13 protein-coding genes are annotated in these 16413 nt (G+C 62.6%); 11 read left to right on the top strand and 2 right to left on the bottom strand.

Going from position 1 to position 16413, the window contains the following annotated elements; all coding sequences use genetic code 11:
* Positions 1–10: 10 nt before the first annotated feature.
* From BM017_RS24695 to BM017_RS24660, 8 genes are all read left to right on the top strand, one after another.
* A complete protein-coding gene (locus BM017_RS24695) occupies positions 11–382 on the top strand; it encodes a CidA/LrgA family protein (RefSeq protein ID WP_071489192.1) in 372 nt (123 codons plus the stop codon).
* On the top strand, positions 372–1058 hold the full coding sequence (locus BM017_RS24690; RefSeq protein WP_071489193.1) for an LrgB family protein: 687 nt from the start codon (positions 372–374) through the stop codon (positions 1056–1058). The genes BM017_RS24695 and BM017_RS24690 overlap by 11 nt, the downstream gene beginning before the upstream one ends.
* Before the next feature lie 149 nt (positions 1059–1207).
* A complete protein-coding gene (locus tag BM017_RS24685) occupies positions 1208–1990 on the top strand; it encodes a class II aldolase/adducin family protein (RefSeq protein WP_092249355.1) in 783 nt (260 codons plus the stop codon).
* Positions 1990–2892, top strand: a complete 903-nt coding sequence (locus BM017_RS24680; RefSeq protein WP_092249352.1) for an alpha/beta fold hydrolase — start codon at positions 1990–1992, stop codon at positions 2890–2892. The genes BM017_RS24685 and BM017_RS24680 overlap by 1 nt, the downstream gene beginning before the upstream one ends.
* A gap of 117 nt (positions 2893–3009) precedes the next feature.
* Positions 3010–3921 carry an SDR family oxidoreductase gene (locus BM017_RS24675; protein ID WP_071489196.1) on the top strand — a complete coding sequence of 304 codons (912 nt, stop codon included), beginning with the start codon at positions 3010–3012 and terminating at the stop codon, positions 3919–3921.
* Positions 3922–4403: 482 nt separating this feature from the next.
* On the top strand, positions 4404–6194 hold the full coding sequence (locus BM017_RS24670; RefSeq protein WP_092249349.1) for a DUF1302 domain-containing protein: 1791 nt from the start codon (positions 4404–4406) through the stop codon (positions 6192–6194).
* Between the two features lie 26 nt (positions 6195–6220).
* Positions 6221–7579 (top strand): DUF1329 domain-containing protein, encoded by a 1359-nt coding sequence (locus BM017_RS24665; RefSeq protein ID WP_071489197.1) that lies wholly within the window; start codon positions 6221–6223, stop codon positions 7577–7579.
* Between the two features lie 160 nt (positions 7580–7739).
* The gene (locus BM017_RS24660) at positions 7740–10235 is read left to right on the top strand and encodes a LuxR C-terminal-related transcriptional regulator (RefSeq protein WP_092249346.1); all 2496 of its coding nucleotides are present in this window, start codon (positions 7740–7742) and stop codon (positions 10233–10235) included.
* On the opposite strand, the gene BM017_RS24655 is transcribed toward BM017_RS24660, so the two are convergent.
* On the bottom strand, positions 10232–11107 hold the full coding sequence (locus tag BM017_RS24655; RefSeq protein WP_071489199.1) for a helix-turn-helix domain-containing protein: 876 nt from the start codon (positions 11105–11107) through the stop codon (positions 10232–10234). The two genes, BM017_RS24660 and BM017_RS24655, sit on opposite strands and share 4 nt — an antisense overlap.
* Before the next feature lie 138 nt (positions 11108–11245).
* Between BM017_RS24655 and BM017_RS24650 the strand changes: the two genes are divergently transcribed.
* Complete coding sequence (locus BM017_RS24650) at positions 11246–12148, top strand: DMT family transporter (protein ID WP_092249343.1); 903 nt, start codon at positions 11246–11248, stop codon at positions 12146–12148.
* 111 nt (positions 12149–12259) lie between these two features.
* Here the strand turns inward: BM017_RS24650 and norR are convergent, their stop codons facing one another.
* Positions 12260–13783, bottom strand: a complete 1524-nt coding sequence (gene norR, locus BM017_RS24645) for a nitric oxide reductase transcriptional regulator NorR (RefSeq protein WP_071489201.1) — start codon at positions 13781–13783, stop codon at positions 12260–12262.
* A 147-nt stretch (positions 13784–13930) separates the two neighbouring features.
* On the opposite strand from norR, the gene hmpA reads away from it, so the two are divergent.
* Together hmpA and BM017_RS24635 are read left to right on the top strand one after the other, a co-directional pair.
* Positions 13931–15112, top strand: coding sequence for an NO-inducible flavohemoprotein (gene hmpA, locus BM017_RS24640; RefSeq protein WP_092249340.1), 1182 nt, complete (start codon positions 13931–13933; stop codon positions 15110–15112).
* A gap of 213 nt (positions 15113–15325) precedes the next feature.
* Positions 15326–15832: a disulfide bond formation protein B gene (locus BM017_RS24635; RefSeq protein ID WP_058426762.1), complete on the top strand. Its 507-nt coding sequence runs from the start codon at positions 15326–15328 to the stop codon at positions 15830–15832.
* The last annotated feature ends 581 nt before the right edge of the window (positions 15833–16413 follow it).

The following is a 16413-nucleotide window of genomic DNA, read 5'->3' as shown; positions in this document are numbered from 1 at the left end:
CCCAAAGCCCATGAAACGTTTCACCCGTCTGTTGATTGAACTGGTCGTGCTACTGGCCATTTACCTGTTCGGCTGCCAACTGGCGATGTGGTTGGCCTGGCCGATTCCCGGCGGTGTGGTGGGCCTGGGCCTGTTGTTGATGGCCTTCGCCAGCGGCCTGGTCAAACCGGCGGCCCTGCAATTGGGTGCCGGCGTGCTGATGGCCGAGATGCTGCTGTTCTTCATTCCGGCGCTGATGAGCCTGCTCGACTACGGCGGCCTGCTGCGCAATGAGGGATGGCGCATCCTGCTGGTCATCGGCTTGAGCACGTTGGCCGTGATGCTGGTGACCGCATTCACGGTGGAACTGGTGTGCCGCTGGAGGCTGCGCCATGAAGCTTGAACTGATGCCGGTGTTCTGGCTCGCCTTGACCTTGGGCACCTATATTTTCAGTCGCTGGATCTACCGTCGCACCGGGCGTTACCTGTTGTCGCCGCTGATCCTGGTGCCCGTGCTGTTGCTGGCGGTGGCCGTACCGATGAACACGGCCTACGCCGAATACTCTGCCGACACCCACTGGCTGATGCTGGTACTCGGCCCCGTCACCGTGGCGTTCGCCGTGCCGATCTGGCAGCAGCGGCGGTTGCTGGCGCGTTACTGGTCGGCATTGTTGCTGGGGATGGTGGCCGGCAGCGTGGCGTCCATCGCCACCTCATTCGGCCTGGCCAAAGCGTTGGCCTTGGACAGCTCGGTGACGATGTCCCTGGTGCCACGCTCCATCACCACGCCGTTCGCCATGCCGGTGTCCTCTGACCTGGGTGGCGTGCCGGAATTGACGGCGGTGTTCGTAATGTTCACCGGCGTATTCGGTGCGATGCTCGGCGGCGTGCTGCTCAAGTGGTTGCCCCTGCGTACGCCGCTGGCGCGCGGTGCGCTGTTTGGCGTGGGCGCCCACGGTGCGGGCGTGAGCCGGGCCCATGAAGTGGGCGGCGAAGAGGGCTCGGTGGCAGGCCTGGTGATGGTCCTGACCGGCCTGCTCAACCTGTTTGCCGCGCCTTTATTGGCGGCACTTCTCTGACGTCGGTTGCGCGGATTTAAACTATTCTCAAAGCTGACCCGTACGGTCATCAAGCTGGCTGCCAAGGCAACTACGGCGGCCAGGGCGTCTGACTAGACTGGCCCATCACTCAAAAAATAATAAGAAAGTGCGCCAAGGAGGTCGTTGCCGTGAGCCTAGCCCCCGTTCCATCGCCACATAATGTCAAAGATCAGGTCAGCGCCGCCGAGTGGCAGACCCGCGTCGACCTGGCAGCCTGCTACCGCCTGGTGGCGATGCACGGCTGGGATGACCTGATCTTCACCCATATTTCGGCCAAGGTGCCGGGCACCGACGACTTCCTGATCAACCCCTACGGGCTGATGTTTCACGAGATCACCGCGTCGAGCCTGGTCAAGGTCGACCAGGCCGGCAACAAGCTGATGGACAGCCCCTACGAGATCAACCCGGCGGGCTACACCATCCACAGCGCCATCCATGAAGTGCGCCACGACGTGACGTGCGTCCTGCACACCCACACTGCCGCCGGTGTGGCGGTGGCGGCGCAGAAGCAGGGTGTCTTGCCGATCAGCCAGCAATCGATCTTCGTGCTGTCGAGCCTGGCTTATCACGCCTACGAAGGGGTGGCGCTGAACCACGAAGAGAAGGCCCGGTTGCAGGCCGATCTTGGCCAAAATAGTTTCCTGATGCTGCACAACCACGGTCTGCTGACCTGCGGCAGCACCATCGCCGATACGTTTCTGATGATGTTTACCTTCCAGCGCGCCTGCGATATCCAGGTGTTGGCGCAAAGTGGCGGCGCGCAATTGATCCCCATCGGGCCACAGATCCTCGCCGGTGCCAAGGCGATGGTGGCAGCTGTCACAAAGAGTGCTCAAGGTATGGGGGGCGCGCTGGCGTGGCCGGCGTTGCTGCGTAAATTGGACAGCCTCGATCCCGGGTATAAAACCTGATGCCTCTTGCCGAGATCCCGCTGAGTGTCTGGCGCAAACGCAGCCAGACGTTCGACTTCAACGGCCGCACTATCCGCTACTGGGTGGCGGGGCAGGGTGAGCCGTTGCTGTTGATCCATGGCTTTCCCACTGCCAGTTGGGACTGGCATTACCTGTGGCAGCCCCTGGCCCAACGCAACCTGGTGATCGCCTGCGACATGCTCGGTTTCGGCGATTCGGCCAAACCCCTCGACCACGGTTATTGCCTGCTGGAACAGGCGGATCTGCAACAGGCGTTGCTCGAGCACCTGCGCGTGGACCAGCCGGTGCACGTGCTCGCCCACGACTACGGCGACAGCGTCGCGCAGGAGCTGCTGGCCCGGCACTACGAAGGTCGCTTTCACATGGCCAGCTGTGTGTTTCTCAACGGCGGGTTGTTCCCGGAAACCCACCGTCCGGCGCTGGTGCAAAAGCTGCTGCTCAGCCCACTGGGCTGGATGATCGGTCGTGCCTTTGGGCGCAATGCCCTGGCGGACAGTTTCAACCAGATCTTCGGGCCCGACACTCGCCCCAGCGAGAGTGCCCTGGATGATTTCTGGAGCCTGATCGACTCTCATGAAGGCACGCGCATCCTGCACAAACTCATTGCCTACATCCCCCAGCGACGACGTCTGCGCGATCGCTGGGTCGATGCGATGCAACAGGCTGAAGTGCCGCTGCGGGTGATCGATGGCGAAATCGACCCGATCTCTGGCGCCCACATGGTGGCGCGTTACCGCGAGCTGGTGCCCCACGCCGACACAGTGCTGCTGGCCAATATCGGCCATTACCCGCAGATCGAGGCGCCGGTGCAGGTGCTCAAGCATTACCTGGCGTTTCGTGAGCGGATCGGGCGACCGACTTCGCGAATCGCCTATTCCTGAGCTGACGACTATCCCTGCGCCTTATCGAGCACCATTCAGCCCTGGCCGGCTTTATTGTGACCTGCGCCCCCGTGCCTGACACTCGACCCATTCCCATCGTCGCCATTGGAGTTCGGTATGAGTGAGTCAGTGCAGTTCCAGGATAAGGTCGTGATCGTCACCGGCGCCGGCGGCGGATTGGGCCGGGCCCATGCGCTGCTGTTCGCCAGGCACGGTGCCAAAGTACTGGTCAACGATCTCGGCGGTTCCACCCAAGGTGAGGGCGCCAATGCGTCGGCGGCCGATCGGGTGGTGGCCGAGATTCGCGAAGCGGGCGGTATCGCCGAGGCCAACCACGACTCTGTCACCGACGGTGACAAGATCGTGCAGAACGCCCTCGATGCGTTCGGGCGTATCGATGTGGTGGTCAACAACGCCGGGATCCTGCGCGACAAGACGTTCCACAAAATGGAGGACAGCGACTGGGACCTGGTTTATCGGGTGCATGTCGAAGGCGCCTACAAAGTCACCCGCGCTGCCTGGCCCCATCTGCGTGAGCAAGGGTATGGCCGGGTGATCTTCACCGCGTCCACCTCGGGTATCTACGGCAACTTCGGCCAGTCCAACTACGGCATGGCCAAGCTCGGCCTGTATGGGCTGACCCGCACCCTGGCGCTGGAAGGGCGCAAGAACAACATCCTGGTCAATGCCATCGCCCCCACCGGCGGCACCCGCATGACCGAAGGCCTGATCCCCCCGCAAGTGTTCGAGCGCCTCAAGCCGGAGCTGGTCAGCCCGCTGGTGGTGTACCTGGGCAGCGAGGCATGCCAGGAAACCTCGGGGTTGTTTGAAGTGGGCGGCGGTTGGATCGGCAAGACCCGCTGGGAACGCAGCCTGGGCGTTGGCTTTGATCCGGAGGCGGGGTTTTCGCCCGAAGACGTGGCTGCGCACTGGCAGCAGATCTGTGACTTCGAAGGCGCCGTTCACCCCAAGGACAACATCGAGGCGTTGAAGGAAATGATGGCCAACTTGCAGAAATACAGCCTGTGATCGTTGCTTGAAAAAGCTTTAATCCTGCGGGGCGCTGATGGCGCCCCATTTTATTCAGGGCAAAAAAAAGCCGCTGCAAACGCAGCGGCTGAAGTCAGACGTTGGATCAAGGAGCGACAAATCAACGTCAGTGAACACCGGTAACAGATTGAAAGCAGGCCTCAATCCATTTGAATCTGGCTTTTCTTCCGGTCGGGGAAGCGGGCCGTCTGCCCTGAAAGCCCGGTAAGAATAGTCGTTTGTAACAGGATGAGTAATGCCGGTTCGTGACAAGGACTGTTACCAAAACAGCAATAGTTGGGCTGCGCGTCATCCATTCTCCTGATAACCCCTTATCCACCCGCTGCATGCCCGCGCCCAAACCCCGGCCAGAGCGCCTTGTCATCCTTTCGAGCGACAACACGAATCCCTCCTTGGTGCGCTTATCGCTCCTGAGACGCGGCAGTAGGGTGGGGCCTTCTGTCACTCACCGGGGAAGACGCATGACAAGAACAACAATGCGCGCCATCTTCAGGCCACAGGCGCTGGCCGCTGCGGTTGCGTTGGGGTGCTGTGCCCAGGCACAGGCTGTTTCGTTCAACATTGGCGAGATCGAAGGGCAATTCGATTCTTCGCTGTCGGTGGGCGCGAGCTGGGGCATGCGCGACGCCGACAAGAAGCTGGTGGGCACCGTCAACGGCGGTACTGGCCAGGCGTCTACCGGCGATGACGGACGCCTGAACTTCAAGAAGGGCGAGACCTTCTCCAAGATCTTCAAGGGTATTCACGACCTGGAGCTCAAGTACGGTGACAGCGGCGTCTTCGTGCGCGGCAAGTACTGGTACGACTTCGAGTTGCAGGACGAAGACCGCGAGTTCAAGCAGATCAGCAATCACCATCGTGACGAGGGCGCGCGTTCTTCGGGCTATGAATTGCTCGATGCCTTCGTTTATAACAACTACTCCATCGGCGATCAACCGGGCAACGTGCGCCTCGGCAAGCAAGTGGTCAGCTGGGGTGAGAGCACCTTTATCGGTAACTCTATCAACAGCATCAACCCCATCGACGTTTCGGCTTTCCGTCGCCCTGGTGCAGAGATCAAGGAAGGGCTGATCCCGGTGAACATGCTGTTCGCCTCCCAAAGCCTGACCAACCAACTGACAGTGGAAGGCTTCTACCAGCTCAACTGGGAAAACACCGTGCTGGATAACTGCGGCACCTTCTTTGGTGGGGATGTGGCGGCCCATGGCTGTAATGACAACTACACGGTGGGCAACCCGGCGATTGCGCCGTTGCAGCCCGTCGCCGCCGCGTTCGGGCAAGGCTTTCAAGTGACCCGTGAAGGGGTGATCGTACAGCGTGCACAGGATCGTGACGCCCGTGACAGTGGCCAATTCGGTACGGCGTTGCGTTGGTTGGGGGATGACACCGAATACGGCCTGTACTTCATGAACTACCACAGCCGCACACCGACGGTGGGCACCATCACCAACAATACGAGCCTGGCCCGGCTCGGTGCGATCGCCGGTGCAGCCAATGGCATCGCGCCCGGCTCCGGCGCAGGCCTGGTCCAGAGCCTGATGCTCGGTCGTGGCCAGTACTACCTGGACTACCCGGAAGATATCCGCCTGTTCGGTGCGAGCTTCTCCACCACCTTGCCCACCGGCACGGCGTGGACCGGCGAGATCAGCTATCGCCCCAATGCCCCGGTGCAACTCAACACCACCGACCTGACCCTGGCCCTGATCAACCCGGTCGCCGGGCAACTGGCCTCGCCGATCCGCAGCAACTTCGGTGACGACAACAAAGGCTACCGGCGCAAGGAAATCACCCAGATCCAAAGCACCATGACCCAGTTCTTCGACCAGGTGCTGGGCGCCGAACGCCTGACCCTGGTGGGCGAAGCGGCCTACGTGCACGTCGGCGGGCTGGAAGACAAATCCAAGCTGCGTTATGGCCGCGACTCGGTGTACGGCGCCTATGGCTTCCAGGGTGACACCGACGGTTTTGTCACGGCCAACTCCTGGGGGTACCGCGCCCGGGCGATCCTTGACTACAACAACGCCATTGCCGGGGTGAACCTCAAGCCCAACCTGTCCTGGTCCCATGACGTGGCGGGCTACGGCCCCAACGGCTTGTTCAACAAAGGCGCCAAGGCCATCAGCGTCGGCGTGGATGCGGATTACCGCAGCACCTACACCGCCAGCCTCAGCTACACCGACTTCTTCGGCGGCGACTACAACACTCTCACCGACCGCGACTTCATCGCCCTCAGCTTCGGCGCGAACTTCTGATCTGGCTTAAGGAAGGACAAGACTCTATGCGTAAGATAATTGCGGTAATGGCCCTCAGCCTGTTGGCGGCCCACGTCATGGCGGCGGTGTCGCCGGAAGAGGCGGCCAAGCTCGGCACCACCCTGACCCCGGTGGGCGCCGAAAAAGCCGGCAATGCCGATGGCTCGATCCCGGCCTGGACCGGCGGCATCCCGAAAAACGCCGGCGCAGTGGACAGCAAGGGCTTCCTGGCCGATCCGTTCGCCAGTGAAAAACCGTTGTTCGTGATCACCGCAGCCACCGTCGACAAATACAAGGACAAGCTTTCCGACGGCCAGGTGGCGATGTTCAAGCGCTACCCCGAGACCTACAAGATCCCGGTGTACCCGACTCACCGCACGGTCAACCTGCCGCCGGAGATCTACGAGTCGATCAAGCGCAGCGCGTTGAACGTCAAGCCGATCAACGATGGCAATGGCCTCGAAGGGTTCACCGGCAACCGCTACTACGCGTTCCCGATTCCGAAGAACGGCGTGGAGGTGTTGTGGAACCACATCACCCGTTACCACGGCGGCAACCTGCGCCGCATCATCACCCAGGCCACCCCGCAGACCAACGGCAGCTACACGCCGATCCGCTTCGAGGAAGAGGTGGCGGTGCCGCAACTGATCCCCGACATGGACCCGGCGAAGGCGGCCAACGTACTGACCTTCTTCAAGCAGTCGGTGACGGCGCCGGCGCGCCTGGCGGGCAACGTACTGCTGGTGCATGAAACCCTCGACCAGGTGAAGGAGCCACGCCTGGCGTGGATCTACAATGCCGGCCAGCGTCGCGTGCGCCGGGCGCCGCAAGTGGCGTACGACGGGCCGGGCACCGCCTCCGACGGCCTGCGCACCTCGGACAACTTCGACATGTTCTCCGGCGCGCCGGACCGCTACGACTGGAAGCTGGTGGGCAAGAAGGAGATGTACATCCCCTACAACAGCTACAAGCTGGACCAGCCGACGCTCAAGTACGACGACATCATCAAGGCCGGCCACATCAACCAGGACCTGACCCGTTATGAGCTGCACCGCGTGTGGGAAGTGGTCGGCACGGTCAAGCCGAGTGAGCGGCACATCTACGCCAAGCGCCACATGTACATCGACGAAGACAGCTGGCAGGTGGCGCTGGTGGATCACTACGACGGCCGTGGCCAACTGTGGCGGGTCGCCGAAGGCCATGCGCAGTTCTACTACGACCACCAGACCCCGGCCTACACCGTGGAAACCCTGTACGACATCATCGCCGGGCGCTACATCGCGCTGGGCATGAAGAACGAGGAGAAGAGCAGCTTCGTGTTCGGGTTCAATGCCAAGGCGGCGGATTACACCCCGGCTGCGCTGAGGGCCGAAGGCGTTCGCTGATCCCGATGTGAAATCAAAATGTGGGAGGGGGAAAGCCTCTCCCACATTGGGTTTTATGCATGGCTGGAAATCACCCCGCTGAATACTTCTTCAACAACCACCAACCACAGGACTAGGGTAGGCGTCACGTTGCATAACAATAAGAACGCAGGATGCAGCAATGACCGCCATGACACGCTGCCTGGACCGTCCTGGATTCATGCCTCGGCTGTCCGCCCACCATCTGTTGCGCCCACGCCTGGCCGAGCCTTTGCTCGCCGCGCCGGTCAGGGTCAAGTTGCTGTGCGCCCCCGGCGGCAGTGGCAAGAGTGCGTTGCTGGCCGAATGCGCGTTGCAGGCACCCGCGGAATGCCAGGTGTACTGGTTGCCGCTCAATGGCGTCGCCCTGAGCCCCCTCGACCTTTGCCGGCGCCTGGCGCAAAACCTCGGCTTGGCGTTCACTGACGAAGCCACGCTGCTGTCGGATCTTGGCCGCTGGTCAACCTCGGCCTGGGTGTTCCTCGATGATTTCTGCCGCTTGCCCACCCCCCAAACCGATGCCTTGCTCGACCGCCTGCTCACGGCAAGCAGCCCCTCGTTGACCTGGTGGCTGGGGGCGCGGCGCCGTCCAGCCTGCAACTGGCCGCGCCTGCTGCTCGACGATGAGTTGCTGGAGGGCGGCACTGAGTTGGCGTTCACCCTTGAAGAAATTCAGCAACTGCTCCCGCTGGGGCAGTCACCGGACAGCGTGTTGCAGTTCAGCGCCGGCTGGTGTGCCGGCGTGCGCATTGCGTTGCTGGGGGACGGCCATCCGCAGAAAACCTTGCTCGATTATTTGCAGCACGAACTGTTCAGCACTTTGCCGCCCGAACTGACGGAAGCCTGGCGCGTGCTGGCACACATGCCACGCTTTAATCCGGGATTGTGCGAGCACTTGTTCGGCTTTGGCGACGGTGACCACTACCTGCGCGAGCTGCAGGCCCTCGGCGCCTTTATCCAGCCTTGGGAAGATACCGAGTGGTTGCAGGTTTTCCCGCCGCTTGCCCGGCTGATACGCGATGACCCCTGGCCGGCCAAGCGTTCCTGGCATCGGCGTGCCTGCCAGTGGTTCACCGCCGAACAGGACTGGCAGGCCGCGTTCGAGCACGCGCTGCTGGCCGAAGAATACGAGGTGGCGGTCAGCCTGCTACAGCACTTCAGTTTCGAAGACCTGTTCCGCCAGCAGAACGCCGTATTGATGCTGCGCTTGCATGAAGAGCATGGTGAAGAGTTGATGCTCGGCTCGGCGCAACTGGTGGGGCTGGTGACGGCGGCGTTGCTGTTCGCCGGGCGCTTCGACCAGGCCGCGCAATGCATCGACCAGTTGGCACGGTTTGCGCCGCAACCGACGGCGGTGCAACAACGCTACCTGCTGGCGCGCTGGCAGGCGCAGTGGGGTTGGCTGCTGCACTTGGGCGGCGATGCCGAGCGCTCCCGCGAACATTTCCTCGAAGCGCTGCAAGCCTTGCCCGACAGCGCCTGGACGTCGCGGCTGATGTGCCTGTCGGGCCTCACCCAGCAAGCGTTGCTGCGCGGCGAACTGGACGTGGCCCAGGCGCTGAGCCGCGAAGCGTTATGCCTGGCCCGCGCCCATGGATCGTTGCTGCTCGAGGCCTTGCTTGAGCTGGATCACGCGCAGTTGCTGGAGCAGCGCGGCGCCCCGTATCGCGCGCAGAGCCTGCTGGAGAATGTGCAGGCGATGTTGCTCAAGCAACGCCTGAAAGCCGGACCGCTGGTGGGGCGTATCGCCCTGCGACGCGGGCACCTGGCGCTGCGTCAGGGCCAGGACAGCCTGGCTGCCGAGTGCTTTGAGAGCGGCATGAAGATGTGCCAGCACAGCCAGGACAAGCGCGTGCTCTACGGGTTTCTCGGCCTGGCCCTGCTGGCCGCCAACCGTGGTGACTACGCCGGGGCCTTTGTGCAACTGCGCGAGGCCGAACGCTTGATGCAACAGCGCCAGGTCCCCGACACGGTGTACCGCGCGGTGCTGCTGTTGGTCAGCGGGCATTTCTGGTTGCAGCAGGGGCGCGCCGAGTTGACGGTGGAAGCGGTGCGTCGTGTGCTTCGCCACTTTCGTGGTCCCCAGGCCAAACAGGCGCCGCCGGCCACCTTGGAACTGATCCCGCGCCTGGAATACTTGCTGGTGCTGGCGGAAGTGAAGCTGGGCTGCGCCGAGCAACCGGTGGCGCGTATGACGGCTTTGCTGGAGGCGGCCCATCAACGCGGCATGCTCTGCCTGGAAACCGAATTGCACCTGGTACTGGGTGAGGTCGCCTGGCAAGTCGGCGACCCAGGTCAGGCGCGCCGCTCGCTGCAAACCGGGCTTGAGCTGGCGGCACGCTGCCAGGTGCAGCAGGCGATTCGCGAACTGCGGTTGCGCTCGCCGGGGTTGCTCAGTGAGTTGGGCATGGAGCCCCAGGCCGCCGTGTCGGGCACGGCGGAGAATCCCCTGAGCCAACGCGAGCTGGAAGTGCTGCAGTTGATCGCCCTGGGCAACTCCAACCTGGAAATCGCCGACCGCCTGTTTATCTCCCTGCACACCGTCAAGACCCATGCGCGGCGCATCCACAGCAAGCTGGGGGTGGAGCGGCGTACGCAAGCGGTGGCCAAGGCCAAGACCCTGGGGTTGATGACCTAGGCGCTGAAGGCCTGGCGATATTCGCCGGGGGTGGCACCCATGGCCTGGCGGAAGCGATGGGTGAAGTGGCTGGCGCTGGAGAAACCGCAGATCAACGCGACTTCACTCAAGGGCAGGGCGCCGCTGCGCAGCAGCGCCTGGGCGCGGGTCAGGCGGCGCGCCAGCAGGTACTGATGGGGCGGCAGGCCGAAGCTCTGGCGGAACATCCGCGCGAAATGGTATTCCGAGAGTGCGCACAGGCCGGCCAGTTGGCCCAGGCTGATCGGGTCTTCCAGGTGCTGGTCGATGTACTCCACCAACAGCCGCCGCTGGTACGCCGCCAGCCCGCCTTTAAGGCGCAGCCCGTCGCGTGCGCCCACTTGGCTGAGCAGCGTGTGGCTGAGCATTTCATGGGCCAGGCTGCTGGTCAGCAGGCGCTCGGCGGGTTCGTGCCAGTTCAGCGCGATCAACTGGTGAAAGCGTCGCGCCTGGCCGGCATCTTCCAGAAAGGTGCTTTCGCGCAATTGCAGGGCGCGCGGTTCGCGGTCGAGCAGGGTGACGCAACCGAGAGCGAATTGCTCCGGGCTGAAATACACGTGGGCCAGGCGGATCTCGCCGTTGATCACCCAGGCTGACTGGTGTTCGGCGGGCAGGATGCACAGTTTGTCGGGGCCGCCCTTGGTGCCGGGTTGGTCGCGCCGAAACGTGCCGGTGCCGCCGCCGATGTAGCAGGATAACGTGTGATGGCTGGGGGCCTGGTAGTCCTGCGAGTCGTGATGGTTGCTCCACAGCGCCGCAGACAAGCCGTCACCGAGCTCGGCGCAGGCTTCGAGGCGTGCGTTGGGCGAACGGTTAAGCGCTTGGAAGACTTGCAGGGATTCCAGATCTGGCATGGTTCGTACTCTCCGACGCCTTGCATCCTACTCCGCGCGGTTGTTGCTGTGATCCCATTGGCCGACAAAAGCGCAAGATTGTGCAAGAGCGCACCCCAGGCCGGGGGCCACACTGTGGCTCAACCGATGGAGCCCGCTATGAACCTTTCCCTGTATTTACTCACCGTGCTGATCTGGGGCACCACCTGGATCGCCCTCAAATGGCAGTTGGGCGTGGTGGCGATTCCTGTGTCCATCGTCTATCGCTTCGCCCTGGCGGCGTTGGTGCTGTTTGCGCTGTTGCTGGTGAGCCGCAGGTTGCAGGTGATGAACCGACGCGGGCACCTGATCTGTCTGGCCCAGGGGCTGTGCCTGTTTTGCGTGAACTTCATGTGCTTCCTCACGGCCAGCCAATGGATCCCCAGCGGGTTGGTGGCGGTGGTGTTTTCCACGGCCACGCTGTGGAACGCGCTGAACGCCCGGGTGTTTTTTGGCCAGCGGGTGGCGCGCAATGTGTTGATGGGCGGCGGCCTCGGTCTGGCGGGGTTGGGCCTGCTGTTCTGGCCGGAGCTGGTGGGGCACACCGCCAGCCCGCAGACCTTGCTTGGCCTGGTCTTGGCGTTGCTGGGGACGATGTGCTTCTCGGCCGGCAATATGCTGTCCAGCCTGCAGCAGAAGGCCGGGCTCAAGCCGCTGACCACCAATGCCTGGGGGATGGCCTATGGATCGGCGATGCTGGCGGCTTACTGCGCGGTGCGCGGGATTCCCTTCGAGATGGACTGGAGTGCGCGCTACATCGGTGCGCTGGGGTACCTGGTGATTCCAGGTTCGGTGATCGGCTTTACCGCGTACCTGACGCTGGTCGGGCGCATGGGGCCGGAACGTGCGGCCTATTGCACCGTGCTGTTCCCGGTGGTGGCGCTGAATGTGTCGGCGTTTGCCGAGGGGTATCAGTGGACCGCACCGGCGTTGGCGGGGTTGGTGCTGGTGATGCTAGGTAATGTGCTGGTGTTTCGTAAGCCCAAGCCAGCGAGCCCGGCCTTCAAGGCAAAGGCAATCTAAAAATGTGGGAGGGGGCTTGCCCCCGATAGCGGTGTGACAGCCAGCCCATCCAGCACTGATCCCCTGCCATCGGGGGCAAGCCCCCTCCCACATGTGAACCAGTTGCCTGGGTTATTTGAGGCCCAGGCGCTTGGCCATCCGCCCGAGGTTGGCACGGTCCAGGCCCAGTTCGCGGGCGGCACTGGCCCAGTTGTGCTGGTGGCGTTCCAGGCAGGCGCTGATGATCTGGCGCTGAAAGTGTTCGGTGGCCTGGCGCAGGTCGCCGGTCACCGGGGCGACCGCCTCGGAGGATTCTTCAACCAGCGGTGCGCTGACATCGGGCAGGTCCAGGTCCTGGGCGTTCAGGCTGAGAATCTTCGGACGCTCGCGACAGTTACCCAGCGCCTTGAGTGCGCTGCGTCCGATCAAGTGTTCCAGCTCCCGCACATTGCCCGGCCAGTTATAGGCCAACAGTGCCGCCTGGGCATCGCTGGTCAGGCGCAGGCTGCCCAGGCCCATGCGCGAGCGGTTCTGCTCCAGGAAGAAACCGGCCAGCAGCAACACATCGCGTCCGCGCTCACGCAGCGCCGGGACCTGCAGCGGGTACACACTGAGGCGGTGGTAGAAGTCGGCGCGGTAGCGACCGTTGCGTACCTCGTCGGCCAGGTCGCGGTTGGTGGCGGCGATCAGGCGCACATCGACCTGGTGTTCCTTGTCCGAGCCCAGGCGTTGCAGCTGGCCGCTTTGCAAAACGCGCAGCAGCTTGGCCTGTACGGTCAGTGACAGTTCGCCCACTTCATCCAGGAACAGCGTGCCGCCGTTGGCCAGTTCGAACTTGCCACGACGTTCGTTCAACGCGCCGGTAAAGGCGCCGCGTACGTGGCCGAACAACTCGCTCTCCACCAGGGTTTCCGGCAGGGCGGCGCAGTTGAGGCTGATCAGCGGTTTGTCGGCGCGGGTTGAGGCGGCGTGGATGGCCTGGGCCACCAGCTCCTTGCCCACGCCGGTTTCACCGGTGATCAGCACGGTGAGGTCGCTGCCGCCCACCAGCTTGATTTCCTCGACCAGGCGCTTGTGGGGTTTGCTCTGGCCGATCATTTCCTTGTGCTGTTGGCCGCTGGCCTCGCGGTAGATTTCGGCGCGCAGGACCAGGTGTTCGATACGTTCGGCGACGTTCACGGTGGCGGCAGCGAGACTGGCGAACGCCTGCAGGGCGTCCAGTTCCACGCGTTCGAAACGCTCGGTATCGAGGGCGTCCAGCGTCAGCAGGCCCCAGGGCTGGTCGTCGACGAACAGTGGGCAACCCATGCAGTCGTGTACTTCCAGGTGCCCGTGCAAACCATCGACCAGACCGTCGTAGGGGTCGGGTAATTCGCTGTCGCTGTCAAAGCGCGTGGGGCCGGGGCTGCTGAGAAGCACGGCAAAGCGCGGGTGCTCGCTGACCTTGAAGCGCCGACCCAGGGTGTCGGCGCTGAGCCCGTCCACCGCCAGCGGCACCAGCCACTCGCCGTCCAGGCGCAACAGCGCGGCGGCGTCGCAGGGCAACAGGGCGCGCATGGCTTGCAGCAGGCGGCGGTAACGTTCGCCCTCGGGCAGTTCGCGGGACAGGTCGGCGACCAGGGGCAGCAGGGTGGTGAGCAGCGATTGCGCAGTCATAATGACTCCTTGTAGTCCTAATGACTATAATCTGTAGGAGGTCATACTGACTACATATTAATTAACTCATTGAAAATAAACGGATTTTTTGTTGGCACGAATACTGAGTAGATAAAGACAATCAGTAAAGAAGCCCAGGAGGCTCCCATGCTTAGTGCCCAAGACCGTGCCATCGTCAAATCCACCGTGCCCCTGCTGGAAAGCGGCGGTGAAGCGCTGATCACCCATTTCTACCGCATGATGCTGTCCGAGTACCCGGAAGTCCGCCCGCTGTTCAACCAGGCTCACCAGGCCAGCGGCGACCAGCCCCGTGCCCTGGCCAATGGCGTGTTGATGTACGCGCGACATATCGACCAGCTCGACCAGTTGGGCGACCTGGTGGCCAAGATCATCAACAAGCACGTGGCCCTGCAGATCCTGCCGGAGCATTACCCGATCGTCGGTGCCTGCCTGCTGCGTGCGATTTGCGAAGTGCTGGGCAGCGAGATTGCCACCCCTGAAGTCATGAGTGCCTGGGGCGCGGCCTACGGCCAACTGGCGGATATCCTGATCGGCGCCGAAGCTGCGATCTACGCCGAAAAAGCCCAGGCACCCGGTGGCTGGCGGGGGGCGCGGCCGTTTATCGTGGTCAAGCGCGTGGTCGAGAGCGACGAAATCATCTCCTTCTACTTTGCCCCTGTGGACAATGGCCCGATCCTCGCGGCCGCGCCGGGCCAGTACATCGGCATGAAGCTGGTGCTCGACGGTGAAGAAGTGCGCCGCAACTACTCCCTGTCGGCGTTGACCGATAGCGGGATGTATCGCATCAGCGTCAAGCGCGAAGCGGGTGGTCGGGTGTCCAACTACCTGCACGACCAAGTGCATGTCGGTGCGACCATCGACCTGTTCACGCCGTCGGGCGAGTTCACCCTGGCGGCCAGCGATAAGCCGCTGGTACTGATCAGCGGCGGGGTAGGGATCACACCCACCCTGCCAATGCTCGAAGCCGCCCTGGCCACCGAGCGCCCGGTGCACTTTATCCACTGTGCACGTAACGGCGGCGTACATGCGTTTCGTGACTGGGTGGACGCCCTGGCGGCGAAGCATCCGCAACTCAAGCGCTTCTACTGCTACACCGAAGACGATGGGGTGAGCCCTGCGGCGGACAAGGTGGGTTTGCTCAGCCAGGAACAACTGGCCGCCTGGCTGCCCGAGCAGCGCGACCTGGACGCCTACTTCCTCGGCCCTAAAGGCTTCATGGTCGCGATCAAGCGCCACCTCAAGGCCCTGGGCGTGCCTGAGCAGCAAAGCCGCTACGAATTCTTTGGCCCGGCTGCGGCGCTGGAATAGGGTTTAGCCGATACACCGGGTCGGCATCATCGCGGGCAAGCCCGGCTCCCACAGGGGATCGCATTCCTCTGTGGGAGCCGGGCTTGCCCGCGATGGCGTCCGCCCCGTCACAACATTTCTCTGGATTAATCCGCTGTTAACCCCCCTCTGTTTAAACGGTGGCCTGTGTGTAAACTTGCGCCCATTGGCACAACCAAACAAAGGGATACGGGGATGAGTGACGAATTGCGTTTAGGCAGGGAGCGGCGCTTTCTGGTGTTGCTGGGCATCATCTGCCTGGCGTTGATCGGCGGTGCGTTGTACATGCAGGTGGTACTCGGCGAGGCGCCATGCCCGCTGTGCATCCTGCAACGCTATGCCTTGCTGTTGATCGCGATCTTCGCGTTCATCGGCGCGGCCATGCGTAAAAAAGGTGCGATCACGCTGTTCGAAGGCCTGGTAGTGCTCAGCGCCCTTGGCGGTGTCGCCGCCGCCGGTCATCACGTGTACACCCAGTTCTTCCCCCAGGTCAGTTGCGGCATCGATGTACTGCAACCGATCGTCGATGACCTGCCGCTGGCCAAGGTGTTCCCCCTGGGCTTCCAGGTCGATGGCTTCTGCAGCACACCGTACCCGCCCGTACTGGGGCTTTCCCTGGCGCAATGGGCATTGGTGGCCTTCGTGCTGACCGTGATCCTGGTACCGCTGGGCATCTATCGCAATCGCCAGCGCAAAGCCTGAATCATTCACTCAAACGCCCCGGCGCTTCTTCATGAAGGCCGGGGCGTTTTTGCGTGTGGGAATTTGTGAACGGAACGTGACGCCGGACAATTTTGGGTGCGCGCAGTGTGCGACATGTTGTCACACGGAAGCCGCCGCAGGACGATTCTGACCCGCCGAACACCCGCTTAAATTTGCATAAAACCGCCAAGATGTGCTGTCAGTTCGTGGTGCTGGGAAGGCCGCGCACCTCGCGCCGCGCCAGGGATTTGGTGATGTCCGAATGCCTTGTTTTATGGGGGGTTGCATCGGTTTGGCAGCCCCTTACACGCGGTAAGGGGGGCGGCAGGCTGCCCTATAACACGGCAATTTTTGTGGTTTTTGTTGAGAATCGAACACGATAAGATCGCGAACCGTTGCAATAATGGTGAAGGATTATTGCTGTAATCGATAAAAATTATTTCTTTATAAGACATGGTTTATACATCGCTAGCTAACTACAATCGCCCGCACTGAATGTCCGGTGCTGTTCAATATTTGAGCACTGGAGCGGTCGAAGGGCAGATGGACGGCTCTGTGCGACCCCAAGGTTCCGGCAGCCT

Origin of the sequence: Pseudomonas sp. NFPP04 (assembly GCF_900113815.1) — a bacterium.
In the GTDB taxonomy this organism is placed as follows: Bacteria; Pseudomonadota; Gammaproteobacteria; order Pseudomonadales; family Pseudomonadaceae; genus Aquipseudomonas; species Aquipseudomonas extremorientalis.
This window is presented reverse-complemented; position numbering and strand designations above follow the sequence as displayed.